23 protein-coding genes are annotated in these 24,631 nt (G+C 64.9%); 10 read left to right on the forward strand and 13 right to left on the reverse strand.

The genetic code is table 11. The features are described from left to right. Nucleotides 1–74: 74 nt before the first annotated feature. On the reverse strand, nt 75–551 hold the full coding sequence (locus TW83_RS08610; RefSeq protein ID WP_157001450.1) for an Lrp/AsnC family transcriptional regulator: 477 nt from the start codon (nt 549–551) through the stop codon (nt 75–77). 142 nt (nt 552–693) lie between these two features. Here TW83_RS08610 and TW83_RS08615 point away from each other — a divergent pair, with 142 nt between their 5' ends. Further along, nucleotides 694–1,731, forward strand: coding sequence for a zinc-dependent alcohol dehydrogenase family protein (locus TW83_RS08615; RefSeq protein WP_045982362.1), 1,038 nt, complete (start codon nt 694–696; stop codon nt 1,729–1,731). A gap of 800 nt (nt 1,732–2,531) precedes the next feature. Here TW83_RS08615 and TW83_RS08620 read toward each other — a convergent pair. Both TW83_RS08620 and TW83_RS08625 read right to left on the reverse strand, forming a co-directional pair. Next, nucleotides 2,532–3,212, reverse strand: coding sequence for an AIM24 family protein (locus TW83_RS08620; protein WP_045982363.1), 681 nt, complete (start codon nt 3,210–3,212; stop codon nt 2,532–2,534). A 26-nt stretch (nt 3,213–3,238) separates the two neighbouring features. Then, a complete protein-coding gene (locus tag TW83_RS08625) occupies nt 3,239–4,021 on the reverse strand; it encodes a DUF4239 domain-containing protein (RefSeq protein ID WP_045982364.1) in 783 nt (260 codons plus the stop codon). A 127-nt stretch (nt 4,022–4,148) separates the two neighbouring features. On the opposite strand from TW83_RS08625, the gene TW83_RS08630 reads away from it, so the two are divergent. The 5 genes from TW83_RS08630 to TW83_RS08650 all read left to right on the forward strand — a co-directional run bounded on the left by TW83_RS08630 (nt 4,149) and on the right by TW83_RS08650 (nt 8,795). Continuing rightward, complete coding sequence (locus TW83_RS08630) at nt 4,149–5,090, forward strand: TAXI family TRAP transporter solute-binding subunit (protein WP_045982365.1); 942 nt, start codon at nt 4,149–4,151, stop codon at nt 5,088–5,090. A 987-nt stretch (nt 5,091–6,077) separates the two neighbouring features. Then, nucleotides 6,078–6,695: a hypothetical protein gene (locus TW83_RS19295; RefSeq protein ID WP_052714763.1), complete on the forward strand. Its 618-nt coding sequence runs from the start codon at nt 6,078–6,080 to the stop codon at nt 6,693–6,695. Further along, the gene (locus tag TW83_RS08640) at nt 6,688–7,089 is read left to right on the forward strand and encodes a phage holin family protein (RefSeq protein WP_045982366.1); all 402 of its coding nucleotides are present in this window, start codon (nt 6,688–6,690) and stop codon (nt 7,087–7,089) included. Before TW83_RS19295 ends, TW83_RS08640 begins: the two co-directional genes overlap by 8 nt. Then, on the forward strand, nt 7,079–8,098 hold the full coding sequence (locus tag TW83_RS08645) for a DUF3618 domain-containing protein (protein ID WP_045982367.1): 1,020 nt from the start codon (nt 7,079–7,081) through the stop codon (nt 8,096–8,098). The genes TW83_RS08640 and TW83_RS08645 overlap by 11 nt, the downstream gene beginning before the upstream one ends. Nucleotides 8,099–8,432: 334 nt before the next feature. Continuing rightward, nucleotides 8,433–8,795: a DUF202 domain-containing protein gene (locus TW83_RS08650; protein ID WP_045982368.1), complete on the forward strand. Its 363-nt coding sequence runs from the start codon at nt 8,433–8,435 to the stop codon at nt 8,793–8,795. A 390-nt stretch (nt 8,796–9,185) separates the two neighbouring features. Here the strand turns inward: TW83_RS08650 and TW83_RS08655 are convergent, their stop codons facing one another. From TW83_RS08655 to TW83_RS08665, 3 genes are read right to left on the reverse strand one after another with little or no spacing between them, the layout of a single operon-like run. Beyond that, a complete protein-coding gene (locus TW83_RS08655; protein ID WP_045982369.1) occupies nt 9,186–9,743 on the reverse strand; it encodes a hypothetical protein in 558 nt (185 codons plus the stop codon). A 10-nt stretch (nt 9,744–9,753) separates the two neighbouring features. Then, nucleotides 9,754–10,677: a patatin-like phospholipase family protein gene (locus TW83_RS19300; RefSeq protein ID WP_084697341.1), complete on the reverse strand. Its 924-nt coding sequence runs from the start codon at nt 10,675–10,677 to the stop codon at nt 9,754–9,756. Then, nucleotides 10,678–11,136: a hypothetical protein gene (locus tag TW83_RS08665; RefSeq protein WP_045982370.1), complete on the reverse strand. Its 459-nt coding sequence runs from the start codon at nt 11,134–11,136 to the stop codon at nt 10,678–10,680. 295 nt (nt 11,137–11,431) lie between these two features. Between TW83_RS08665 and TW83_RS20525 the strand changes: the two genes are divergently transcribed. Continuing rightward, nucleotides 11,432–11,608 (forward strand): hypothetical protein, encoded by a 177-nt coding sequence (locus tag TW83_RS20525; protein WP_157001453.1) that lies wholly within the window; start codon nt 11,432–11,434, stop codon nt 11,606–11,608. A 238-nt stretch (nt 11,609–11,846) separates the two neighbouring features. Here TW83_RS20525 and TW83_RS08670 read toward each other — a convergent pair whose 3' ends face one another. Genes TW83_RS08670 through TW83_RS19305 form a run of 5 tightly spaced genes read right to left on the reverse strand, consistent with a single transcriptional unit; the run spans nt 11,847 to nt 20,759 of the window. Beyond that, nucleotides 11,847–14,120 (reverse strand): glycosyltransferase family 4 protein, encoded by a 2,274-nt coding sequence (locus tag TW83_RS08670; protein WP_084697343.1) that lies wholly within the window; start codon nt 14,118–14,120, stop codon nt 11,847–11,849. A 20-nt stretch (nt 14,121–14,140) separates the two neighbouring features. Beyond that, nucleotides 14,141–15,238, reverse strand: coding sequence for a zinc-binding alcohol dehydrogenase (locus tag TW83_RS21810; protein ID WP_204245735.1), 1,098 nt, complete (start codon nt 15,236–15,238; stop codon nt 14,141–14,143). Continuing rightward, a complete protein-coding gene (locus tag TW83_RS08675) occupies nt 15,228–17,330 on the reverse strand; it encodes a glycosyltransferase (protein WP_204245736.1) in 2,103 nt (700 codons plus the stop codon). Before TW83_RS08675 ends, TW83_RS21810 begins: the two co-directional genes overlap by 11 nt. Next, on the reverse strand, nt 17,323–19,611 hold the full coding sequence (gene glf / locus TW83_RS08680; RefSeq protein WP_045982371.1) for a UDP-galactopyranose mutase: 2,289 nt from the start codon (nt 19,609–19,611) through the stop codon (nt 17,323–17,325). Before glf ends, TW83_RS08675 begins: the two co-directional genes overlap by 8 nt. Then, nucleotides 19,608–20,759 (reverse strand): glycosyltransferase, encoded by a 1,152-nt coding sequence (locus TW83_RS19305; protein ID WP_052714766.1) that lies wholly within the window; start codon nt 20,757–20,759, stop codon nt 19,608–19,610. The genes glf and TW83_RS19305 overlap by 4 nt, the downstream gene beginning before the upstream one ends. A gap of 316 nt (nt 20,760–21,075) precedes the next feature. On the opposite strand from TW83_RS19305, the gene TW83_RS19310 reads away from it, so the two are divergent. Further along, nucleotides 21,076–21,609, forward strand: a complete 534-nt coding sequence (locus TW83_RS19310) for a hypothetical protein (RefSeq protein ID WP_052714768.1) — start codon at nt 21,076–21,078, stop codon at nt 21,607–21,609. A 272-nt stretch (nt 21,610–21,881) separates the two neighbouring features. Here TW83_RS19310 and TW83_RS08695 read toward each other — a convergent pair whose 3' ends face one another. Both TW83_RS08695 and TW83_RS08700 read right to left on the reverse strand, forming a co-directional pair. Beyond that, nucleotides 21,882–22,550, reverse strand: coding sequence for a DUF1236 domain-containing protein (locus tag TW83_RS08695; RefSeq protein ID WP_045982372.1), 669 nt, complete (start codon nt 22,548–22,550; stop codon nt 21,882–21,884). Between the two features lie 107 nt (nt 22,551–22,657). Continuing rightward, entirely contained in the window at nt 22,658–23,044 is a 387-nt protein-coding gene (locus tag TW83_RS08700) for a hypothetical protein (RefSeq protein WP_157001455.1), read from the reverse strand. Nucleotides 23,045–23,238: 194 nt separating this feature from the next. Here TW83_RS08700 and TW83_RS08705 point away from each other — a divergent pair, with 194 nt between their 5' ends. Both TW83_RS08705 and TW83_RS08710 read left to right on the forward strand, forming a co-directional pair. Beyond that, a complete protein-coding gene (locus tag TW83_RS08705) occupies nt 23,239–23,679 on the forward strand; it encodes a pyridoxamine 5'-phosphate oxidase family protein (RefSeq protein WP_045982374.1) in 441 nt (146 codons plus the stop codon). 109 nt (nt 23,680–23,788) lie between these two features. Next, a complete protein-coding gene (locus tag TW83_RS08710) occupies nt 23,789–24,586 on the forward strand; it encodes a sulfotransferase (protein ID WP_045982375.1) in 798 nt (265 codons plus the stop codon). The last annotated feature ends 45 nt before the right edge of the window (nt 24,587–24,631 follow it).

The following is a 24,631-nucleotide window of genomic DNA, read 5'->3' on the forward strand; positions in this document are numbered from 1 at the left end:
GCCGCGACGTCGCGCTTACGGAGCATTCGGGGCTATACGCCTTGGTGCTCGACGCATCACGCTTGGAGAAGGCGTCAGCCGTCGCTTCGCACGATTGGTAGCCGGCTTGAGGACTTCATCTCTCGCAACGACAGGTTCGACCGGATGCTGGTGACGCCGGGAAGCCGTCGAAGCGTGGTCTCGACGAAGGTGCTGTAGTCATCCAGATCTCGCGCGACGGCGATGAGCAGAAAATCGTCAGCGCCGGTCGTGTTGTGGCAGGATAGGATATTGGGCGAGGTTTCGATGATGCGCTGAAACGTAGCGGTCGCTGTCGCATCGTGTTCGGAACAGCGCAGTTGGACGAATGCCATCACGCCCAGTCCGATTTTCCGGCGGTTCAACCGGGCCTGATAGCCCTCGATGATGCCGCTTTCCTCCAGCCGCTTCAGACGGCGCCAGCATGGCGTTTCGCTCATCGACAGCGTCTCGGCCAGTTTGGCATTTGTCATGCGGCCGTCGTCCTGAAGCAACGTGAGCATCTGCATACTGACGGCGTCAATCTTGGTCACGGGCAGAGTATCCGTCGGTTGGTCCATCAAAGGGGCAGAGTCTGCCTCAATGATGGCAAATGACAAGAAGATTGGCAAAGCTCTTTCCCGCTATTTGGCTAGGATGACAGCCGATGGTTCACCACCTGAAGGAGCTGACCCCATGAAAGCCGTGATGTTTGAGACGTTCGGGGAAATGCCCACGCTCGTCACCCTTCCGGACCCGACCCCTGCCGCGCATGGCGTTGTTCTCAAGGTGGAGGCGACGGGCGTCTGCCGCAGCGATTGGCACGGCTGGAAGGGGCATGATCCCGACATCGAGCTTCCGCATGTTCCGGGCCACGAATTGGCAGGGGTTGTGGTGGCGGTCGGCAAGGACGTCACCAGGTGGGCAGTGGGGGACAAGGTCACCGTCCCGTTCATCTGCAGCTGTGGCAGCTGCTCGGAGTGCTATGCCGGACATCAGCAGGTCTGCCTGCACCAGGAGCAGCCGGGCTTCACCCATTGGGGTTCGTTTGCCGAATATGTTGCCATCCACAGAGCCGACCTGAACCTGGTTGCCCTGCCGGACGGCATGGATTTTGCCACCGCTGCCAGCTTGGGTTGCCGGTTCGCCACGTCCTTTCGTGCTGTCGTCGATCAGGGGCGAGTCAGTGCGGGGCAATGGGTGGCCGTTCACGGATGTGGCGGGGTGGGTCTATCCGCGGTGATGATCGCTGCAGCGGCCGGGGCGAACGTCATCGGCGTGGACCTTGATCCGGCAAAGCTGGATCTGGCCCGTGCGCTTGGTGCGGCTTTCGTGATCGACGGAAGGCATGAGAATGTCGCCGAAGCGATCCGGGAGATCACCCGTGGTGGCGCGAACGTCTCGATCGATGCGCTTGGGCATACGGTGACGATGACCAATTCCATCCTCTGTCTGCGGCCGCGCGGCAAGCATATCCAAGTGGGCCTGATGCTGGGCGATCACGCGGCACCGGCCGTGCCCATGCCCAGGATCGTCGGTCAAGAGATCGAGATCCTGGGCTCGCATGGGATGCAGTCTCATCGCTATGGCGCGATGCTGGACATGGTGGCCAGTGGCAAGCTCGATCCCGCGCGTCTGGTGGGTGACCGGATCAGCCTTGCCGAAGCCCCCGCGGCCTTGGTGAACATGGACAGGTTTCAGTCCGTCGGCGCCACGATCATCACCCGGTTCTAGGGACATCAGAGAGGAGGGGATCATGGTGTTTGGATCCCTATCTCCCCGCTCTCAAGGTCCGGTCAGGTCGTGAACAGAAGGTCTAGTGCGCGTGGTCTTGGCAGCGAGGTGGGTATCGTCTTATTACGGGAAACCGCCGGCTGCAGGTCCGCAGCAGGAATAAGCGTTTAGTGTATGACCGCCATAACTATGGCACAAACAATAGTCTCGCGCCATTTTTTGTCCGGTCAATAGTGGGCAAATGAGGTCAGCCGGTCTTTATGGCATCGAAATGCCCGGTTTCATACGGCAGGCATCTGCTCCGCTCTGAATTGATCGAACGGCGTCAGGGATTGGCTAATTTAGCCCATCACGATCATTGCAAGCCTGGCCACCGTGGTCGCGACACACTTCCGGAAAGGACAGAGCGGCTCAGTGGATGCAATGAGGTGAGATCAGGATCTAAGCCCCCAGCGCCCCACGATGAACGGGTGGGCGGCATATCATTGAACCAGTGAAACCAAATCAGGTAGAAGACATTCAGATATGCGCCACGCATGATCATCAATTTTTTGATCGACTAATCGACCCAGTCGATGACCTTCATCATGGTGGATTTCGTTTGAACAGCCGACGGCCAGCGACGCCACAAAGCGATATTGGTCGCGGTTACTGCGGGGAGAAGCCGCTCAAGGATATGCAAATCACGGAACTGACCGTGAAAGGGTTACGTATCGTTTGGTCACCGCGCATGCGGGACTGCGGCAGACTGCAGGGCACTGCATCTTGACCGATGCGCATGACATGGGCGTACCAAGGGATCATTCCAGCAAGGATCCATCGATGCTTTCCCCGGTCATTCTGCGATACAGATGTTCGTTCCAATAAGGCGTCCAGCAAACCAGGACCTTTCCGGTGCCGCTGAAGACCCGCAGGCGTTTCTGCCCGGAGATAAGGTTGCGCGGAAATGACGCCGGATTTTGTGATGAAAACCGCAGGCTCTCGGTCCTGCCCAGCACAAGTCGACCCTGAACACGCAGGTCGCTGTCCTGAACCTCGATCGTCTCGACAGGGCCGGGGGCGTTGATCGCGACCTGGCCCGCATTGTGCAGCGTCGTCTTCCAGACCAGGCCGCCATCACCCGCCCACAGGCTGGGCCAGAAGCGTTCACGGCGCATGCCCAGGGAAACGCCGCCTTCGGATGCCCAATAGACGCCGGGCTCCAGAACCCATGTCTCGCCGTCCTGAACCGTCAGAAGGTGATATCCGGACAAGGACGGCTGCAGCACGATCGAGCCGCTGCCCTTGTAATAGGGCCTGATCCGAGCTTCGCTGGTGAACATCGACCGAAAGACATCCGCCAGTGCCGGCAGCCGCGGTGTCAGGGCGATGTCGCCGCGCATGGTCGACAGGGCCCCGCGGCGGGCGCGGATGGTCTCTTGGTCGATCTCGATGCGAACCTGCCGCATTCCCTCGACCTCCCGGATGGAAAACTGCGCCATGTCGCCTCCTCAGGGCTCGTCCCAGATCATGACCCTTTGCCACAGGCGCTCCAGCGGGTCGGGCTGGATCGCCGCCTCGCCTCGCCGCGCAGCGGATCGTCAAGGGCGACGATGACGAACAGAATGACGCCCAGAAAGAACGCCGTGATGGTGCCCAGCACGAACTGACGCACGGGGCGCATCCGCAGCAGGACGATCAGCAGGATGTTGATCGCCGCGCCCACCAGGACGGCATACCACAGGACGTTGGGAATTTCCGTGTAGACACCGTTCAGGCGCAGCTGCCGGGCGCGGGTGAACTCCTGGAACGCCGACAGCATCTGCGCATGCAGGATTTCCTGCCCGGCCGAGGTCGGCTCGAACCCCGACAACTTCTGGCGCATCGCATTCACGCGATTGCCACCGCCATCCAGATAGGAGCCCTGCGCATGGGCGGGCCAGTCCTTGTACAGTGTGAACAGGACATAGTCGCGGATCATCGCCTTGGTCTCGGATCGAACGGGTTCCGGGTAACCGTTGATGTCGGAATACAGCGCGCCCAGCACCGTGGCCTCGTTCAGCACCGCCTCGTTCACGCGCTCGTTGTTCTGATAGGCCGACACGGTCAGCAGGCCCAGCAGCAGACCATAGAACAGGTTGAAGCCGGCCGTGCCGTGCGTGATCGCCTCGTTCAGGTCGGGGCCTGAACCGATCAGCAGGCGCAGGATCGGCTTGAGGACGAGCATCCCGACGAAGATCGACAGGACGGCGGCAAGCGAGAAATAGAAGGCAAGGTCGCGCAGCGGAATGTCGTACAGGAAATCCGGCATCGCTTCCCTCGCAAGGTCCCCCTTTCCATGGTGACTGCGACTTCGCGTTTCTGCGAGAAGATTTTACGTGCTTGCCGATGAATCGCCGTCATGCGCTAATGGCGACAGCAGGGTGCGGAGGTCGTCGATGTTCCGTTGGATGGCAGTGGCCTTTCTGTCCGTGTCGACAGTTGCGCAGGCACAGGATCCACGGCTGTACACCATCGGCTCCGGGGACGTTAACGGAAGCTATTACGCCGCCGCCACCGCCCTGTGTCAGGAGACGAACCGGGCTGAGGCGGCACTGCGCTGCAGCCCCGAGGCCACCCCCGGTTCGATCTACAACATGGAGGCGCTGCGGACCCGCCAGCTTGATTTCGCCATCGTGCAGTCCGACGTGCAGACCATGGCCCTGACCGGCGAAGGCCCGTTCGTGGGTAAACCGGCCTTCTCTGATCTTCGCAGCGTCATGTCGCTCTATCCGGAAACGCTGACGGTCCTGGCGCGCCCCGACGCCCATATCCTCAGCCTGGGGGGGCTTGTCGGCAAGCGGGTCGATATCGGTCTGCCTGCATCGGGCAGGCAGGCGACGGCCATGCGCCTGCTGACGGCCCTGGGTCTGGATCGGACGGATTTCAGGGCGCTGCTTGAACTCACCACCGGCACCGGACTGGATGAACTATGCGCCGGCAGGATCGACGCGACCGTGCTGATCCTGGGTCATCCCAGTTCAGTCGTCGATCGTGCCATCAACGAGTGCGATGCGCGGCTGGTCAACATTTCCGGACCCGAAGTGCGCGCGTTCATCGAGGCGAACGACGATTATGTCTACTCGTCCATTCCGCGCAGCGTCTATGGAAAAAAGGGCAGGATCCTGTCGATCGGAGTCTTGGCGACGCTGGTGACACGCACGGACATGCCGGATGACATTGTTGCCGCGATCATCAAGAATACCATCGCAAACCTTCCCTCGATCGGGGTCTCAGCGGCCGTGCTGGAGAAGCTGTCCGTTCGCGACATGCAGGAGTCGGGCTTGGCCGCCCCCTTGCATCCGGCGGCCGCAGCAATGTTTGCAGAGAGAGGCAACTAGCGTTCACCGTTTCTCAAAATGTAGAGTAATTCATTTAATCAAGGGTTGACGCGAATTCTTGTCCCTTTGAAAATTTCTATTGTTCTGCCTTGCTTATGAAAGCGCGAATTTCAGATTCATGGCCTTGGTTCCAAGGCCATGTTTCACGGAGGCAGTTGCTATTGCGCTCCCGCTTCCAGTGTCAATTGCAGCCGCTATGCTGACCGTTTTGCTGTATGGTTTTTTCCACGCGATTATCAGTACAAATAGCGTAAATTCTATCGGCTATTTCATATCGGAAAAGACTAAGAGAAAGATCAACGGTGGCGTTGGCTCTGGATCGAAGGATTGGTGCCTCGCCCGCGGCCTGTTATGGCTGTAAAGTTTGCCGATGCTCGCAACGGCGTCGTAAGTCAGGCGATGTTTTCAATGATGTTTGAAGATGATGCCGCCTGTTCTCTATAAGGGCAAAACATTAGGACGACTGCTTACGAAGTCGCGGGGTGCAACGGGTGGTCAGCGTTCTGCGATCACAATAAATGCTGATGAAAACATGGCGTACTAAATGCGGGGCAGTCGAAATCTGTGCACTGCCATATCTGATACGGATATGATCAAGTGTGCTGCGGGGTGTTTCGATATCACTGGGTGGACGGCCTACCTCTTTTTTGCAATCTTCGGTTGATTTATATAGATGTCTATCCCTCATTAATAGATAATCCGAGTCATTATTCCCGCGGGTCAAGAGACCGAAGCCATATAGTCGTAGAACGGTCCGTTTCGACATGGCGCCTTCTGCGAAATAAAAAATTAGGCTGATAACTTAAAAAATTTCAAGACAATGTAATAGAAGGATAATTTCACTATTCTGGCATGGTTGCCGCATGAAAAATATTCAACTTAATTAACGTTACTGGAACATCATCTCCGTCGCTTGGTTGGGGCTCCGATAAACCTGTCGGCGGGTCGCTGTAATGCTCGTCTTCAGCCAGACAAGGGAGATCTCAGATGACCATCAACGATCCGAACCTTAGGGAGACTGATACGTCCGAACAGGGCAGCATCAGGGCCGAGGCCTCCGAACAGGCGTCGCGGTTGGCCGGAACGGTCAAGGACGAGGTCGCGCGCCGCGAGCAGAACCTGCGTTCCGGCGTTGCGCACCGTGCCGAGAGCGTGGCCGAAGGCCTGCGCAAGGCCAGATCCGAGATCGATCCGGACTCGACCGTCGCACAGATGTTCGACCGTGCGGCCGACAGTGTCAGCGGACTGGCGGACAGCCTGAATTCGACGGACCCCGCACAGATGCTGGGTGATGTGCGTCGCTTTGCGCGTCGCCAGCCGGGCGCCTTTCTGGGTCTGTCGGCCTTGGCAGGCTTTGCCGCGGTCCGTTTTCTGCGGGCAGGGTCCGCCAGTTCGTCAGACATGACCAGGTGCGGGGGCTACGGCATGACTAGTACGACCCGGCCGACCGGCTCCGGTGATCGCGCTGCCGTCGCCCAAACGGGTGCTGCAAACCCTGATCATCACTTGGGCATGGGGGCCAAGCCTGTGTCCGGCACCGGCGCAGCGTCATCCGGCAACCCTGGCCTCTCGGGCAGCCGCACGATCGGAGGTTCGTATGACTGATCCTGTCCGCTCCCAGAACCCCGCCACACTTGCGACCGATGCACTGCGGCTGTCAGGGGATCTTGTCCGCAAGGAGATCGCCCTTGCCAAGGCAGAGATGCGCCGGAACCTTAGCCATGCCGGTGCCGGGCTGGGGATGATCGTGGCTGCCGCCGTCATCGGCATCGTCACGCTGAACGTGCTGACGGCCGCCTTGGTGGCCGCCCTGGCGGAAACCGATCTTGGCCCGATCTGGAGTGCGGTCATCGTCGGGGTCGTGCTTGCGATCCTTGCCTATGGCCTTTTGCGCAAGGGCATGGCCGGCCTGAAACCCGAAAACCTGATGCCGACGCGTACGGTCGAGAACGTCCAGCGCGACGCGAATACGGTCAAGGAGGCCTATCATGACGCATGATGCAGACAACCCGGACCATATCGAACGCGAGATCGAGAAGGACCGTGACGCCCTGCGCCGCACGCTGAACGACCTGCAGGACGAACTGTCCTTGGACGGCCTGTCGCGCCGCCTGACAGGCTCCGTTCGTCGGAACGGTGCGGAATGGGCGGAATCGGCCAGCGCAGCCGCCCGTGCCAACCCTGTTGCCTTGGGCCTGACGGGTATCGGGCTGGCATGGATGATCTTCGGTCGCGGGCATGACCCGGTCCATGGCCTTGGCCAATCTTCCAGACGGCGCGACGACCGGACCGTACCGATGCGGGCTTACGGCACTCCGCCCCCGCGCGGTGTAGCATCGACCACGGGTTGGAGTTCGGACCGTCGCCCGATGACGACCGGATCGTCCTTCGACCAGAGCACCGGATCCGACAAGGAACATAGCATGATGGACAGAACCAGAGAGACCGCCGGCCACCTGCAGGACCGCGTCAGTGACGGCTCGACGGCATTGGGCAATCGCGCGCGCCATTTTCGGGACCGTCTTGGAGAGGGCACCGAGGGGATGAGCGAAGAGGCCCGTCGCCGGATCGAGACGGCACGCCGCAAGGCACTGGATGCCAGCGACGCGGCCAGCCGCCAGATGGCGCGGGCGAACAGGCAGGTCGCCCGCAGCTATGACAACGAACCCTTGCTGTTCGGTGCGCTTGCACTGATCGGGGGCGCAGCCTTGGGCGCCCTGTTGCCCGGCACGCGGCAGGAGGACAAGCTGATGGGCGACTATCGTGATCAGCTGTTCGACGAGGCGGAGGCGATCTATGCGGAGGAGAAGAGCCGCATCAGTAGCGCCGTAAAAGCCGGGCTGGACGAGGCGAAGTCAGCCGCATCCAGCGCCGTGGCCGCCGCACAGGACGAGCTGACCGATACGGAAGAAGGCAAGGCATCTTCCGGGTCCGGCCATTCCCAATCCTCCACGGCCCCCGGGACAGTCAGTTCTCCAACAGGTATGCCAGGGTCGGCAAAAGTCTAAGCGTCCAAAGCATCTTTGGCAGCCCCGCATCAGCGGGGCTGTCGTTTTCGCGACGCTCTGTTCCGACCCGAGCTTGTCGTGATCGTCGGCGTTATCTTTACCAAAGAAGAAGTGCGGCACCGGATACCAGGCTGCAGTGTTCCAAGGCACTGTTTGGCGAACCTGATGGTGACACTTGCTTTCAAGATACGCTCTTTTCCGAGCATGGCAGGCGCTGGCCGGTCAGCCCACTGCAAAGGCACCGCACAGAGGCACGGGGAGGCCGTGGCTCCCTCTTCAATGCAAGCGGTCTCAACAGCTATCCGGCAGCATTGCAAACGACAGCGCGCATATCATGGCAAGCAAGGACCACCCCGCCGAAGACCGCACGGATCTTGCCGAAGATCGCACCATTCTGGCGGTGGAGCGCACGTTCTCTGGCTGGATCAGGACTGGTTTGGCGACTGCTGCGGTCGCAATCGGGATGCAGGCCGTCTTCGGCCCGTTTCAGCCCACCTGGGTTCCGAAAGCCGTGGCGACGGTGTTTCTTCTCGCAGCACAGATGATGCTTCTGTTCGCTTGGTGGGCCAACCGCACATCCCGGCGCAGACTGTCCGTGCATGCGGCCCGGGCTCAACCCGCAATCCGGATCGCATTCCTCATTGTGCTGCTGTCCATTGGCATTTGGGGAACGGGTGCCGTGCTGTGGTTGCTGTGACGGAGGGCGGCTTGAACTGTAGGGGTACCCTCCTTGGGCAACAACGAATTTCGGGGGCTTTCAGCTAGGCTTCAGTTACGCTGGTATTGAAGGGATCTTCGGACATGTGATCCCTACCGGTCAAGGTGCGACACGGACGTGCCGTCGTCGTACCGCCAAGAATACCGCTCCGCGCCGATATCTGTTGTGTATCAACAACTCGCGCCTGCCCGTACATTCGGCCAGAATCCAACCGGCAATCATTGCTATCCACAAACGGCACTCCACCATCTTACGATGGTTGGCGAAGATAGCGGCTGTCGTTCGGCAGTGCACGCTGACGGAATGTCGTCGCCAGCGCATGCAGCCGTTCTGACAGCGCATCTCCCTCCAGTGCCGGGCCATGACCTGTCACCATGATCCGGGGCTCCAGGTCCGCCCTGCGCCATAGCGCCGTCGTGCCGCCTGCAGGATGGCCGCGGCCGAACCCGGCACGCCCGCATCGACCAGATACCAGTTCCGGTCGCCGGCACCGGCAGCGCCGATGAACGCGACATTGACGATGCCGCAGCGCAAACAGGCCAGATCGTCGCCAAGATCAGTCGCCCAAGCGTCCGCAGGGACGGCAATGCCGGCCGGTCCGGGGGGCGAGGACGCTGCCGCCACCGCCAGTGAGAACGCCCCATAGCCGCGCAGCATCTTGCGCGCTTCCGGATCGTCCACGTCGCGCGCCAAGGCAAGGCAGGCCGCACCCTGCGCGGCATCCAGCAGGCGGTGCTGGTCCATGCGGATCGGCCGCCGGGGCGAGCGACCGCGATAGGATGTCGCCAGCGAATACGCGGCCACCCCCAACCCGATCGCGGTCAACGGCGCCCGAAGGCCGGCGTTTCGTTTCATGGATGCCGGCCCCAGGACCAGCAGGGCCGCGGACACGGCATCAAGCGCGGCGTGCAGTCGGGGTGGGATCATGATGGGCCTCTCATGTCGGGGGTTCAGCGATGATGCTCTCAAGCGCCTGGGCCATCAGCATATGTCCCAGCTTGGATCGGCGGCGCAGTGACGCCTGGCTGTAGTCGAAGGACTTTCCGGAAAAGTCGTCCTCGGGGTCCGACAGGATGACATGATGAAAGCGACGTCCGGTCAGGTCGCACGCCGCAATCGCACGGCGCGACTGGCACCCGAAGGCAAGCTCCTGCGCCCGGTCGGCGATGCCGTCCATCGTCTGGCGCAGCGGCCCCGCTGCACTATACAGATCGCAGGCCAGGATCAGGGCGTCGTCATCGCGATCCAGCAGCGGGCGCAGGGGCAGGTTCTCGGCCAGGCCCGCATCCATGAAATGCCGACCGTTCAGGGTGACAGGGGGAAACAGGACCGGCAACGCGCTGCTGGCCATGAGATGATCCACCGTCAGCGGTTCCACCGTATTGCGGAACGCCGCCACGGTGCCGGTTTCGGCATCCGTCGCGGTCACGGTGACCTCGATGCCGCCCGCGTTCAGCAGATCGAAATCCACATAGTCCTCGATCAGCCGACGGGTCGCCCTGCGATGGAAGACTGCCCTGTCGGGCGGCACGCCGGGCAGGATTTCGGCCAATCCGGGGACCGATGGGCTGAACAGCGCAGGGTTTCCGAACAGCAACGTGCCCGTGACCAACCGGCGGCGCCCGCTTCCGGACAAGGCAGACTGAGCGATGTCGTTGAGAAAGCGGTCCAGGCTTTCGACACGCCGGTCTGGCGGATTGCCCGCGATGACCGCCGCGACGATCGCCCCGATCGAGGCGCCCGAGATGCGTGTGACGTTCAGCGCTGCGTCCTGAATGGCCTTCCATGCGCCGGCATGAAAGGCCCCCAATGCGTTTCCGCCGGACAGGCACAACCAGGTCTGCATTCCGTCATTTCCCATTTACTGTCCGTTCAAAGGCGTGCCGATGGTTGGCGTGGTGCCCATAGGCACGCTCCAAAGCAGCTGTTCGGTGATGTCGGGGGCATGGGCTGTACGCACGATCAGGGGCGGCTCATGGTCGGAGATCTGGCTGGCCGGTAAGGTGAGATCGAACGTTGGTCTTGCCTGCCTGGCGCGCAGGGGTTTGGCGGTGGCGGCATGGTTGGCGATATCATCGACGCGTGGCACTCTGTCAGCAGTCACGGCGGCAGTCTGATGCTGGCAGAGGTGCCGGCTGACGCAGCTGCTTGCCGTGCCGGCTGTCATACGCCTGCTTGCCATATGAACGTTCCACCCGAAAAGGTCGCTTGCCGGCAGGATTGGCGGCGTGGCGTCAATGACAGGGGGAGCGAGCCTGAGCCTCGACGGACTCGGGATGGCGTCGGCGGATGTGACTGCGAAGACGCGTGGGTGGTTCATCGGATCCTCCTTGTCGGTGGAGGTCCGCCAACCGGCAGCCGCAGCAAATGTTCCTGGCCATGACGACGTCATCGTTTCGGGCAAAGCGATGGTTCGAAGGCGTCGGGCCACCAGCGACGACCGATCCATTCCCGACCGTACTTGGAAACTTGGACGCAGTACGTTGCTTTCTAGTGTACCTGTAACCCCGGAAGCGGCGCTTGGACTATTGGTGGGGAGACCTCACAGGACGTGCAAGCTTGGGAACCGCATGACGCACTGACATGTTCAATGGAACGACACAGGAGAGCGGAACATGACCGGTTCGACCCCACCAATTGACCTTCCCGACGACCTTCGCCGTGGCTTGGAGACCGCGGCAGCCGAAGCGGGGGATTCGCCCACGGACATCATCGTCAAGGCATTGGAAGCCTTTGGCATTGAACGGCTGACTGATGATCAGCAGCTGAAACGCATGACGGGATCGCAATAAACGTAGTCCACAAGGTGTCAGAGGCTGCGTTCCAGTCAGCCTCTTATCTGCAAACAGATGCGTGAGATATCGCTTCTACCGGTAAACCTTGCCGAACCAATTCAGACTGGTTGATAGGTCAGCGCCACTTCTAGCGATGATTCACCTGGGACACCAAGCAAACACATTCCAAACAAGCACATTTCGCTGAAACTGGATAACCAGCGCTGCTGCGGGTTTGTGCCTATATTCCTCGACATTACCATTGTGACACTCCTTGCAACATGCGTGCCAATGGAGCGTACACGTCGCGTGCGCCGCTGCTGGGGTCTGCGCCCAGCAGGCCGTTCGGACACATGCGGTCGTCGTCCCATCCGGGGTGGTCGGCAACGGGGTAGAGGCATACCCCCTCGATTCGGGCGCCGCGACTGCGGGCGTGATGGGTCTGGGTCATGACATGATCGAACCACGCGGCGCGGCGCGCGCCTTCGGTCCCGGTCTCGGCCAGCATCACGGGGCGGTCATAGCGCGCCGCGACCTCGACAAGCAGATCTGACAGGGGGCGGTGCAGCGCATGATCGAGGTCGATGGGGGGGCCGCCATGGATCCATTGGTTGTTCCAGTAATAGTTGACGCCGACCACGTCCAGCGCGGCCTCGGATCCGCCGATCTGCGGCCAGATGCGGCCCGCGATCAGATCAAAGGCCTGGAACTGGGCGTCGTGCCAGCCATGCGCCTCGAACAAGGGGCGGCCGGTCCAGTCGGCATGCTGGACCGCGATCAGCGGCTCGGCGGTGACGAAGCGCGCCCGCGGATCGATGGCCAACAGCTCCGCGCGGGCGGCCAGATAGCAGCGGGCCAGCTGGACCTTCAGCTCGAACCCGCGGCTCCCGGCGAACGGGTTCAGATAGCCCGCATCCCCTCCGGCCCAGGACAGGAAGCTGATCTCGTTCACCGGGCACCAGAAGGGGACGGCATCCGTCACCTGGCGATGGTGCCGACCGGCGGCGCGGGCCAGCCGGGCAAAGCGGTCGACGAAGGCCGGGGACCAGACGTCCAGATCGTCCGGCCAGCCGTAATGCATCATGTCCCAGATCACCTGCGTGCCGGTGTCGCGCGCCGCCTGAAGCATCGGGGTCCAGGATCCCAGGTCCAGCGCGCCGCCCGCGTCGATCGACGGCCAGCGCAGGGCATCGCGGCAGGTGCGGATGCCCAGGCCTTGCAGCTGCAGGTAATCCTGGGCGGCATGGGTGTCGTGACCGATGGCCGCGATGACATCCAGCCGCCGCCCGTCGCGCCGCCGATGGGTCGAGGATTCCCATCCCCCCTGGATCACGCTGGTGAACAGCGTGGGCGCCGGCGCCGGCGCCTGTTCGGCCAGGACGGTGTCGATCAGCGCCTGCCATTGCGGCACCACGACCGCGGCGGAATAGGTTGCGCGAACATGGGCCTGCAGCGCCGACCCCAGGCCGTGCCGCAAGGCCGGATCGCCGATCAGCCGACGCATGGCAGCGGCAACCGCCGCAGGATCCTCGTGCGGCACGAATAGGCCGCTGACGCCGTCGCGGATCTGCTGCAGGGCGCCGTTGTCGGGGGTGGCGATGACGGGCAGGCCCGCGGCCCCGGCCTCGGCGATGACATGGGGCATGCCCTCGCCCCGGCTGAGCCAGCAGAAGACATCCATCGCCGCCAGCAGGTCGGGCACGTCCGCCCGGTCGCCGGTAAAGATCACGCGGTCGCCAAGGGGTGCCGCCAGCGCCTGCAGCTGCAGCGCGTATTCCGGCATGAAGGCGTCCGGCCCGCCGATGACGACGAACCGCGCCTGCGGATGGCTGGCGGCGACGCGCATCGCGGCGGCCAGGAAATCCTCGACCCGCTTCTTGCGGTCCAGGCGCCCGACCCATCCGATCAGCACCTGGTCGTCGGCGATGCCAAGCGCCGCGCGGATGGGCGCCCGGCGTGCCGGATCGAACTCGGTCAGATCGACCATCGACGGGATCTCGACCGCATGGTCGGGCCGGTCGCGCATGCGTCCCGCCGCCGCCGCGCGGATGCTGTCGCAGACGCCCACATAGCGCGCGGTCAGGTGCTTGGGCCCGGCCAGCGCCTCGCTGACCAGCCCGCCATGTTCGATTAGGGGCGGGCGCAGGGCCAGACGCTCCATCGCGGGATAGATGTCGGCAACGTTCTGACAGCTGACCACCACGTCGGCCCCGCAGATCTTGCGGCGCAGATAGTCGATGGTGTCGTCGAACCCAAGCGCATAGGGCGTCGTGTCGACATGGATGCCAAGCGCGCGCAGCTGGTCGGTCGTCTGGTCGGGCATCCCCTCCTTGCGAAAGCAGGGGATGACGTCGATCCGGTACCGGTCGCGCGGCAGCGTGCGGGCCAGCAGGCGCAGTTCCGTCTCCTCTCCGCCGACGACCAGCCAGGCCAGGACGAACAGGATGCGGATCTTGCCGGCGTCAGGGTGCGGGACGGGCAGGTCCTGGGGCGGCTGAACGCCCCAGGGCTGGTTCAGATCGTCGTTCATCGGATCGCTCCTTGGCGGGATCAGGTCGCGAAGACGACCTGGAGGAAATCGAACCGCTCGGCCACCAGGCGTTCCAGGAACCGCGGCGCCTCGTCGAAGGGCACGACATGGGTGATCAGGTGCTGACGGATGGCGGGGCCCATGTGCTCCAGCAGCCGGACGGTTTCCGCGGCCAGCCGCCGCTGGTTCCAGTCGGCGGCCAGACGGCGCGGCATGCGGTTGATCTGGGCGCAGATCAGGCGCAGGCCGTTGTGGTGGAACTCCTCACCCAGGCGCAGGTCCGGCAGACCGCCCTGATAGAAGGCCAGGTCGATCACCGTGCCCTGCGGGCGCAGGGCGGCCAGCGCGCGGTGCAGGCTGTCGGAATGGGCCCGGGTCTGGAACACCACCTCGGCGCCGCGGCCGCCGTGACGATCGTGCCATGCGGACTTGGCGTGGGCCACGGCCGCGTCCTCGTCCATCGGGATCATACCCAGCTTGCGGATGATGTCCTGGCGGAAGGGCGACGGATCGACGACCACCACCTCGGATGCGCCGGCGGCCTGCGCGAACAGCGCGCAGAACAGGCCCACCGTGCCGCCACCCCAGATCAGCGCGGGACGCCCGTCCAGGCTGGCGCCCAGATGCGGGACGGCGGCGCCGAAGGCCTCGGCATCGGCATGCAGGATGCCGTTCGCGGCGATCGGTCCCATCTGGCCCACGAAGATGCCCAGCATCGGGTCCATCCCGTCGGGCAGCGCCGTCAGCAGGTCGTGCGACGGATCGGCGGTATGTCCGGTCTTGTGACCGAAGGCGGTGCCGACCACCTGACCGTTCCGCCAGCCCGGCGCGCGCGCGTCGATCACGCGGGCGCTTTCCATATAGCCCAGGAAGTTGACCGGAAACCGGGCCGACGGCTCGCCGGGCACGAAGCGGCCCGCGACATCGTCCCACCGGCTGTGCAGATAGGGGTTGGTCCCCTTCAGGAAGGTCAGCTCGGTCCCCGCCGACAGCCCGGTATAAAGCAGGTCCAGCCGAACCTGCCCGTCCCCCGCCGGCCCTTCGTCATAGCTGAAGAAGCCCGGACGGCCCTGGTCCAGGATGGCCAGCGACCGGATGTGGCGATGTTCATGCGGCATCGTCGGCGCCCGCCGCAGCGGCAGGACAAAAGGTGGGCTGCGGGTCGGCCCGCAGCCCCTCCATCCGCACAAGGGTTCCGGTTTCGGCCGACCAGCCCACGGCCAGCGCGACCTGATGGGTCAGCAGCGCCTCGGCATAGTCGCAGCGGATGCGGTTCTCGCGGCCCATGACGGCCTCGACGAAATCGCGGTCCTCGCGCCAGACCGGATCGCCGCTGGCCTGCCGGACGGGTCGGCCCTGGCCCACGTCGACCATCAGGTCGTGGTCGGTGATCTCGATCGCCATGGCGTCGCTGAAGACATGCAGGCCGACGCGGTGGTTCCACCGCATCAGGCAGGTCGACGACAGGTTGGCCACCGCCCCCGACGCAAAGCGCAGCGTGGCCGCAGTGGCGGTGGGCACGGTCAGGCCGGGAAAGTCGTCGCGGTCGCGCCGCGCGGACAGGCCGAACACCTCGGTCACGTCGCCGGCCAGGAACCGTGCCGCGTCGATGATGTGGGTCGCCTGTTCGACGACCTGGCCCCCCGATCCGTCGGCCCGCCACCACCATTCCGGCGGCGGCGTCTGGTCGATCCAGAATCCCTGCATCAGATGCGCGGGATTGGTCGCCAGATGGGCGCGCGCCTCGTCCATCGTGTCCAGATAGCGCCAGTGATAGCCGACGGCGGTGATCAGCCCCGCCTGCTCGACCTCTGCCGCGATCCGCTGGGCCAGATTGACGTCCAGGGTGATCGGCTTTTCGACGAAGAACGGCAGGCCCCGGGCGATGCAGGCCCGTTCGGGCGCCCCATGCGCAAAGGGCGGCACGCAGATGTAGACGGCGTCCAGATCATGCGCGGCCAGCATCGCGTCGTGATCGTGATGGGCCGTGGCCCCCATGCGGTCTGCGGCCTCCTGCGCGCGGGCGGGGTCGGTGTCGCAGATGGCCACGACCTGGACGTCGGGCATGGTCTGCAGCACGCCGAAATGGCGATGCGCGATGCCGCCCGCCCCGATGAAGCCCAGTCTGATACGGTCCATAGGCGGTTTTTCCTTCCTTGCGCGGGCGGCGCGATAGGCGGCCAGGGTGTCGCCGGCCATGCGGGCGGCGGTGAAATGCGCGGTGAAACGGTCCTGCTGCGCCTGTGCCACGCGTGCGCGCGCCTGCGGATCGCGCAGCGCCGCGGCCAGGTGGTCGGCAAGGGCGCGGCTGTTGCCCGGCGGGTGCAGCCAGGGGTGATCGGGGCCAAGCGCCTCGACGGTGCCGCCGATCCGGCTGGCCGCGACGGGCAGGCCGGCGGCCATCGCCTCCAGCACGACCAGCGGCAGCCCCTCGAACCACGAGGGCAGGGCCAGGATGCCGGCCTGCGCCATCAGCGCGGGCACGTCGTCGCGTCGCCCGGCCAAGGTCACATGGTCCTGCAGGCCCAACCGGCGGATCGCGCGGTCCAGCAGCAGCCGGCCCGGACCGTCGCCGACGATCACGACCCGTGCGTCGCCGCCGCCCCGCCGCAGCCGGGCCAGCGCCCCCAACAGGACGCGCTGCGCCTTTTGCGGGGTCAGGCGACCGACGCAGAGGATCATCCGGTCGTCGCGGTCCGCCTGTGGCGCGGGGCGGTGGTGGATGCCGTTGGGCACCGCGCGGACGGATGTTCCCGGGCCAAGCGCCCTGCGCCACCCGTCCGCGGCCTGGCGCGACACGGCGATCACGCCATGCACCCCGGCCAGCGCGGCGCGGTATTCGGCGATCTGATCGGGGTCCGTCAGCAGCCAGGGCAGATGTTCGGTCCGCAGCACGGTCGCGCCGGCGGCATGGGCGGCGCGGGTCAGGGCGTGCCCCTCCCACCCGATGCCGGCGTGCACATGGACCGTTCCGCGGCCTTGCCCCGCCCAGTCCGCGACCGCCCGGGCCATCGCCCCGGTATCCGTCACCGCGGCCATGCCGCCCGCCGCTGTGACCTGCGCAGCCAGGGCGCGGCCCGCCGAATGGTCGGGCCACAGCGTCTCAGGGCGCAGGCCCCGCTCCGCCAGCGCGGCGGCCAGGGCGACCATATGCGCGCCCACGCCCGACGGCTCGGCGCTGTCGGTGACCAGCAGCAACCGGTCAGGCATGCACGGGGACCGCCATCATGCGCCTGTGCAGCGCCAGGGCCTGGGCCACCACCTGGTCCATGTTGTAGTAGCGGTAGCTGCCAAGACGACCGGCAAAGATCACGTTCGGTTCCGCATCGGCCAGCGCCTGATAGCGGCGGAACAGCGCCTGGTTCTCTGGGCAGGGGATGGGATAATAGGGATCGCCCCTGTCCGACGGATATTCGCGGGTGATCGCCGTCATCGGGTGGTCCTGCCCGGTCAGGTGCTTGTATTCGGTGATCCGCGTGAAGGGCACGTCCGGGTCGGGATAGTTCACGACGCCCACCGGCTGGAACTGGCGCTGGGGCAGGGTCTCGTGCGCGAAGGTCAGGCTGCGATAGGGCAGCGCGCCGAAGCGGTGGCCGAAATAGGCGTCGATCGGCCCGGTATAGACGGTCAGCGCGCCGCGATCGGCCGGGTCGATGTCATGGAAATCGGTGCCCGTGCGCACGTCGATCCCCGGATGGTCCAGCATGCGCGCGAACATCACGGTATAGCCGTCGCGCGGCATCGCCTGGAACCGGTCGGTGAAATAGCGATCGTCGGTATCGGTGCGCGTTGGCACCCGCGCCGTGACCGAGGGGTCCAGCTGGGACGGATCCAGCCCCCATTGCTTGCGGGTGTAACCCTCGAAGAACAGCCGGTACAGATCGTCCCCCACGGCCGAGACGACGATATCGCGCGCGGTGCGGATGGGGTCCACGGGCCGGGCGCGCGCCGCCAGGAAGGCGGCGGTGTCCGCGTCGCCGGTCAGCCCGGCATCATAGAGCATGTTCAGCGTCGTGCGGTTGATCGGCATCGGCACCCGGCGATCGCCAAGATCGGCCAACACGCGGTGCGCATAGGGCCGCCATTCGGTGAAGCGCGACAGGAAATCGACGACCTCGGTGGCGTTGGTGTGAAAGATGTGCGGGCCATAGCGGTGGATCAGCAGGCCGTCGGCATTGCGTTCGTCAAAGGCGTTGCCGCCGATATGGTCGCGCCGGTCGACGACCAGCACCCGCTTGCCCGACTGTTCGGCCAGTTGGCGCGCCATGACCGCGCCGGCAAACCCCGCGCCGCAGATGGTCACGTCGGGACGGGGCCGCGCGCGGCGGGGGCGGGGCACGGCAGGCCGCCGGCGTCGGTCGACCGCCCGGTCCAGCAGCGCCGCCATGCGGGCCTGCGTCAGGTCCCAGCTTTGGCGGGCCAGCACCGCGTCGGCCTCGGTACAGGTGTCGGCCGGGGCATCCGCCAGCGCATCGGCGCAGGCCGCAACAAAGGCCGCCGGGCCGTCGGCGATGCGGACCGCGTGCAGATGGCCGTACTGGCGCACCACGTCGCGCACCGGGGTGGACACGACCGGGCATCCGGCGGCCAGATATTCCGGCGTCTTGGTCGGAGAGATGTATCGCGTCGCCTCGTTCATCGCGAAGGGCATCAGCGCCACGTCCCACCCCGCCAGATAGGCGGGCAGCTGGTCGTAGCTCTTCTGGCCCAGCCAATGCAGGTTGGGCGCCTGGGGAAGGCTGGCGGGGTCGATCTTGACCACCGGACCGATCATCACCACCGACCAGTCGGGCCGCGCCGCGGCCAGTCCCGCGATCAGGTCCAGATCGACGCGTTCGTCGATCACCCCGTACCAGCCAAGCCGCGGGCCGGGCAGGCCGGCCTGATCGTCGGGTTCGGCAAGTCCCGTCCGTGCGGTCGCGAAATGCCCCGTCTCGACCGAGGAGGGGAAGGCGTGGATATTGGCGTGATCGTTGCGCCGCGCCTCCCACAGGGACCAGCCGCCGGTGGTCACCAGATCCGCCGATGCCATCAGCGCGGCCTCCAGCCCGGCCAGCGCGGGCGGCGCAAAGCGGAACGAGGCCAGCTCGTCCATGCAGTCATAGACCACGGCCGCCGCATCGACATGCTGCACGACGGGCCACATCATCGGCGTGTACAGCCACAGGACCGGGCGCACGATCCCGTTCAGGGCCAGCATCTGGTCGAACAGACCCACCAGGCCCGCGGCCTGATCCTGGGGCGACCAGCGGTCGGGAATGCGGGGGCGCACGGCCTGGACGGTCGTGCCGTGAAAGGCGTGGAACTCCAGATAGGGCAGGTGATGCGTGGTGGGGATTGCCTCCTCCCAGAACAGCACGCGGTAATCGCGGGCAAAGCGGTCCATCAGGTGCTGAGGCCGCTGGGTCACGAAATCCCATCGCAGATGCGACAGGCAGATCAGGGCGGGCTTGTCGGTCGTCGCGGGGTGCGACAGGTCGCGGGGCGTCATGACGGCTCCTTCCGGCGACCGCTGCGGATCGCGTCGATGTCTTGGCCAAGGCAGGCGATGCTGGCGCGCCAGCCCCATCGGGCGATCGCGTCGGGGCGGGGATCGGCGGGCGGCGATGCCAGCAGCCCGTCCAGCGCGGCGGCAAAGGGCGCGCCGGGGGATGCGATGGTCCCGGCCGATGCAGGCACGTGGTCCAGCCCGCAGACCAGGTCCGCATTGGCCAGCACCGGCAGGCCAGCCAGCTGATATTCGGTCAGGATCGCGGGGGCGCCGTCATGCTGACCGCACACCACACCGACGCGGGCGCGGTTGATCAGCCGGTTGACGGCATCATGATCCACCCCCGGGGGGCCCACGATCTCGACGTCCAGGCCGCGGCGGTCGGCGTCGGCGCGCAGGTCGTCGTCGCCGTATCCGACGACCAGCAGGGCCGTGGTGCCGGGGCGGCGCTCCATCGCGTCGAACAGGATGTCGTGGCGCTTGTAGGGCTGCGCGCAGGCGACATAGACCACGTCGCGATCCTTGGCCGCACCGGTCGGATGAAAGGTCACGTCGGACGCAAAGTTCGGGCCGATGGGCAGCACGCGCGTGCGGGCGCCGGGGATACGCGCCCTTATTTCGGCCGATTGCCAAGGGGCGCCGGTCAGGAACAGATCGAACCGCGCCGCCAGATCGTCGGGGATCCGCAGTGCCGGGGCGTCGATGGAATTGTAGATGGTGACCGCACCGCGTGCCGCATCCATGATGTCGTGCCCGACCCCCAGGCCCCAGACGCACAGGATGTCGGGCGCGCCGGTCTGCTGCAGATGGCGCACCGCCTCGGCCGATCCGTACGGGGGTTCATGCGCATCGGCGCGAAAGACGCGCCGCGTCAGGCCGGGGCGGTCCGGATCGGCCCGGCCCGCGGCAAGGCCCAGGCTGGCATCGGATTCGCCGCAGCGCCCGGCAAAGCTCCAGATCTCGGCGGTATCGACGATGCCCGCCGCGATCGCTGCCAAGGGCAGGCGTTCCAGATAGCCGCCGGTGACGGAGACCTGTCCCGTCGGGGGCGGCGGCAGGATGGTGTCGATCTGCGCCGGATGCGTCACCGGGACCGGCGGACCATCGCTGCAATGATCCGAGATGACGACAAGACGACGAGAATGCATGGGGCCGCCGCTGAAAGAGAACGCCGTAGGACATTGCGATGTTCACGACATGTTTCAGCTAAGATCAGGGTTAACGACCACGCAACTTGATTAATGTCAGCGTTGCTGGGGCAGGTTTTGCACTCTGTGTCATGCGCCGTTCGGCCGAACCCGTTGCCTTTCATCGGCTTGGCGGGTTGCGGCGTTCGGTGCCGACCGCCCGGCCGGACAGGTGCTGATTAGCAAACGTTATAGGTCATCTGCTGGAACATCGGGCGCAGGCAGGAGCTTCATTACGTCTTCTGAGGAGGAGACGCTGCATCATGGGAGACGAGACATGAAGTATTCGATGACCTGGATGGCCGGCTGCGCGATCTGCGCATTTGCCGGCATGGCGCAGGCGGATTGCGCCGCCGATCTGGCACGCTTTACCGATACCGCCGCGATGACCGGCGACAGCGCGGGTGCTGCGTCAGGCGGGACCGAGGGCATTGCCAAGGACGGATCGCTGGCGCCGCTGGAGCAGCCGGCGGGCGATGACGCCCAGGCGGATGCCCCCGAGGCGTCGGCCGATGCGTCGTCCGACATGCCCGCAGCCGATGGGGCCGACAGCGCCTCGGGCGAGGGCATCGCCAAGGACGGCTCGCTTGCGCCGCTGGAGGGAACGGAGGCAGAGCCCGGAACGGCCGTCGCCATGTCCGGCAGCGACGTCCAGGCGCAGCAGGAAGGCGAACCGACCGCCGCGGAAGAGGCCGAGGGAGACGAGGCCATGCCCGATCGCGACAGCTTGATCGCCGATGCGGAGCGTGCCCTTGCCGAAGGGGACGAGGCTGCCTGTCAGGAAGCGGTCGACCAGCTGGAGGCGATGTGACGACACGCTGCGCCCGTCATCAGGGCGCAGCGGTGACTGTGGAACAGCGGACGGTGGCGATGGGCGTTAGCCGATTTCAGATTGCGACCTGTAAGGTTCCGCGAAATCGGGCTGACGTGGTCGATCTGTCGTGGACAGGCTGAAACGCGAAATTGCCCTTGCCGGTAGACCCAATGACTGGGTGAATGGGCCGCGACCGTCAGCCCTACGCTTTCAGAACACTCTGTCCGGCGGGCACGAGCCAACAGCCATGCCCGCCGTTTCCGCGAAGGTCAGCGATAGATATACATGATCTGACGGTCCTGCGGGTTCACCAGCACCGTCTGGCCGTTGATCTGCGCATAGCGATAATCCGGCTGATCCGGGATCTCGTAGATCGTCACGTTTTCCGGAACGCCCGCGCCAATCACGACCTCGCCGTCCAGATAGACGGGATCCACTTTGTTCGACGTGACATAGGTGGTCACTTCGGTCGTGGGCTCCTCGGCTGCGGCAGCTCCGGTCGCGCCGCCGATGGCAAGACCGGCCACCGCCCCGACCGGGCCGCCGATCAGCGCACCCATCGCCGCGCCGCCCAGACCGCCCACGGCGGCGTCCTGCCCGGTGGTCGGGTCCTCGACGGGGGCCTCAATGATGGTCACGCCGACCGTCTCGCGGTTGGGATAAAGCGACACGACCTCGTCGCCCGCCTTGACGTTCAGATAGTCGCCATAGGCCCAGCCTTCCAGACCGTCGCCGCTGACCTGGCACCAGTTCGCGCTGTCGATGCAGCCCAGGACCGACACCTCGTCCCCCGCGCCGATGGCGCCGATCACGCCATGCTGGACGCCCGGGCCGGACCGGACGTTCAAATCCGTGGCAACGGTGGCCATCGTCTGCGCCGAGGCGGCCCCTGCCACCGTCAGGGCCGCAACGAAGGTCGGAACAAGATACGCTTTCATGGTAATCTCCTGTCTCTCGGGCATGCTGCCCGATGATGCGGTGCAAACTTGCCGCACCGATCGGCGGTTCCGAACCGGACCGTTCACAAATGCATAAAATGCAATCTTCAGTTGAAAAGCGCGCGGGCCAGGTTGATCACGGCCAGAATCTGACGCGTCTCGGCATCGACCCGGTACAACTGATCGTCGCTGCGGTAATAGCGCCAACCCTCTCGGCGTTCGACATTGTAACGGTTCAGGTCGCGGACCAGGACATAGTCCTCGACGCGCAGCCTGTCGCCGACGCCGCGACCATAGCGGATGTCATCGCGCTTTGCCTGACCCGGCGGAACGCAGGACGGCGATTTCTTGGCAAGGCCCGGCGGGCACCCCTGATGGGCGTGGTTGCGGTCGTTGTCGTGATGGCGCCCGCGGCCCGGATCGGCCGCGACGGGTGCGACCAAGGCGAGTGTCAGCGCGGTCGCCAAGGCAATCCCTGGAAAGGTTGGGGTCATCGTCATGCTCCTGATGCTGGCTCCGACAACGGAGCAAAGGACAACCTCCGACCGGCGCGTGGGTTGCCGCACCCTGCCGGTCATGTGAATGCCGGTGATCGCGCGAAGGATCACCGCGATGCACGGGGCATGGATCGAATGACCACGGCCGCGCGTTCATGTGCCAGAAGCCGATACGGCAGTCAGGAGTTCACATGTCGGACAGAACCATAGGCGATCTGGCAAAGGCGATGGGAAAGATCGACTTTGCCATGCTGACCACCCGGACCGAGGGTGGTCAGCTTGCAACCCGGCCCATGAGCAACAATTCCGATGTCGAATGGGATGGCGACAGCTATTACTTCACCTATGACGACACGCGTACCGTGTCCGACATCGAACGCGACCCCCATGTCGCCCTGTCGTTCCAGGGGCGCGCAGGCATTCTGGGCGCGCCGCCGCTGTTCGTGGCCGTCGAGGGCGAGGCCGGCATCATCCGCGACAAGGCCACGTTCGCCGACCATTGGACGAGCGATCTGGAACGGTGGTTTCCGGACGGCATCGATACGCCGGGCATGGCGCTGATCAAGGTCGCCGCCGTGCGCATTCATTACTGGGACGGCGAGGAAGAGGGCGAGGTCGCCCCCCGGGCCTGACCCATCGCAATCCCGAAAGACCTGCGGGCCGGCATGCCCTCCGCGGGTCTTTCAACGACCTCGGCCTGAAGATGATCAAGCGATATTTCGACAGGGGAACGGCATTCTGATGCAGCTTCACCGCTATCTGTTCATCGGTGGCCTGCACCGGTCCGGGACATCGCTTCTGACGCGGCTGGTGGCGGCGCATGACGCGGTGGCTGCAATTAGCGATGCGCCGGTGCCCGAGAACGAGGGGTGCTATCTGCAGGGCGCCATCCCCCATACCGCGCAGCACGGCCGACCGATGCATTTCGCGACCGATCCGCGTCAGCACCTGACCGAGGGCCACACGCTGGACCGGCTGGAGACCCGCCTGCGCCTGGAATACGACTGGAACCCATGGTTCGACGGCGATCGTCCGTGGCGGGTCGAGAAGTCGCCGGTGAACCTGACGCGGACACGGTTGTACCAACAGTTGTTCCCGCTGTCGCAATTCCTGCTGATCATCCGCCACCCCGAGGCCGTGGCGGCGGCGGTCGCGAAATGGGTCGATGGACCAGCCCATCATCTGATCGACCATTGGCTGGACGCGCACTCTCAGATGCAGCAGGACCTGTCCCACCTGCACGCGGCCATGGTCATCCGGTACGAGGACTTAGTGGCATCGCCCGCGGCGGTGGTGAACACCGTTCACGCCTTCATGTCGCTTTCCCCGTCCCGGATGGGCGCGACGGTCCGGGACGGCAATCTGGACTACGGATCGGCGCCGCAGATGACCCCGTCGCAGGCAGAGCGTGCCGCGGCATGGGGCTATGGACCGGGGCTTGAGGTAAGACCTGTCGGTCCTCGCCTGTCCCACCCGTTGCGGTCGGTCAGGACAGCGGCCGAAGACGCCTGGACAGGTGGAGAGGCCATCACCGGCTGATGGAACGAAGGCGGGACACTGCGCCTGAAGAAAGTCGCCGTCCTG

This window comes from Paracoccus sp. S4493 (assembly GCF_000967735.1).
Lineage (GTDB): Bacteria > Pseudomonadota > Alphaproteobacteria > Rhodobacterales > Rhodobacteraceae > Paracoccus > Paracoccus marcusii.

Excerpts from the sequence above, each read along its gene's own strand:
- TW83_RS08710 (WP_045982375.1), top strand. The coding sequence starts at position 23,789 with ATGCAGCTTCACCGCTATCTGTTCATCGGTGGCCTGCACCGGTCCGGG.
- glf (WP_045982371.1), bottom strand. The coding sequence starts at position 19,611 with ATGACGCCCCGCGACCTGTCGCACCCCGCGACGACCGACAAGCCCGCC.
- TW83_RS19295 (WP_052714763.1), top strand. The coding sequence starts at position 6,078 with ATGACCATCAACGATCCGAACCTTAGGGAGACTGATACGTCCGAACAG.
- TW83_RS21810 (WP_204245735.1), bottom strand. The coding sequence starts at position 15,238 with ATGCCGCATGAACATCGCCACATCCGGTCGCTGGCCATCCTGGACCAG.
- TW83_RS08705 (WP_045982374.1), top strand. The coding sequence starts at position 23,239 with ATGTCGGACAGAACCATAGGCGATCTGGCAAAGGCGATGGGAAAGATC.
- TW83_RS08630 (WP_045982365.1), top strand. The coding sequence starts at position 4,149 with ATGTTCCGTTGGATGGCAGTGGCCTTTCTGTCCGTGTCGACAGTTGCG.
- TW83_RS08640 (WP_045982366.1), top strand. The coding sequence starts at position 6,688 with ATGACTGATCCTGTCCGCTCCCAGAACCCCGCCACACTTGCGACCGAT.
- TW83_RS08665 (WP_045982370.1), bottom strand. The coding sequence starts at position 11,136 with ATGAACCACCCACGCGTCTTCGCAGTCACATCCGCCGACGCCATCCCG.
- TW83_RS08650 (WP_045982368.1), top strand. The coding sequence starts at position 8,433 with ATGGCAAGCAAGGACCACCCCGCCGAAGACCGCACGGATCTTGCCGAA.
- TW83_RS20525 (WP_157001453.1), top strand. The coding sequence starts at position 11,432 with ATGACCGGTTCGACCCCACCAATTGACCTTCCCGACGACCTTCGCCGT.
- TW83_RS08700 (WP_157001455.1), bottom strand. The coding sequence starts at position 23,044 with ATGACCCCAACCTTTCCAGGGATTGCCTTGGCGACCGCGCTGACACTC.
- TW83_RS08615 (WP_045982362.1), top strand. The coding sequence starts at position 694 with ATGAAAGCCGTGATGTTTGAGACGTTCGGGGAAATGCCCACGCTCGTC.
- TW83_RS19300 (WP_084697341.1), bottom strand. The coding sequence starts at position 10,677 with ATGGGAAATGACGGAATGCAGACCTGGTTGTGCCTGTCCGGCGGAAAC.
- TW83_RS08655 (WP_045982369.1), bottom strand. The coding sequence starts at position 9,743 with ATGATCCCACCCCGACTGCACGCCGCGCTTGATGCCGTGTCCGCGGCC.
- TW83_RS08625 (WP_045982364.1), bottom strand. The coding sequence starts at position 4,021 with ATGCCGGATTTCCTGTACGACATTCCGCTGCGCGACCTTGCCTTCTAT.
- TW83_RS08675 (WP_204245736.1), bottom strand. The coding sequence starts at position 17,330 with ATGCCTGACCGGTTGCTGCTGGTCACCGACAGCGCCGAGCCGTCGGGC.
- TW83_RS19305 (WP_052714766.1), bottom strand. The coding sequence starts at position 20,759 with ATGCATTCTCGTCGTCTTGTCGTCATCTCGGATCATTGCAGCGATGGT.
- TW83_RS19310 (WP_052714768.1), top strand. The coding sequence starts at position 21,076 with ATGAAGTATTCGATGACCTGGATGGCCGGCTGCGCGATCTGCGCATTT.
- TW83_RS08645 (WP_045982367.1), top strand. The coding sequence starts at position 7,079 with ATGACGCATGATGCAGACAACCCGGACCATATCGAACGCGAGATCGAG.
- TW83_RS08620 (WP_045982363.1), bottom strand. The coding sequence starts at position 3,212 with ATGGCGCAGTTTTCCATCCGGGAGGTCGAGGGAATGCGGCAGGTTCGC.
- TW83_RS08695 (WP_045982372.1), bottom strand. The coding sequence starts at position 22,550 with ATGAAAGCGTATCTTGTTCCGACCTTCGTTGCGGCCCTGACGGTGGCA.
- TW83_RS08670 (WP_084697343.1), bottom strand. The coding sequence starts at position 14,120 with ATGAACGACGATCTGAACCAGCCCTGGGGCGTTCAGCCGCCCCAGGAC.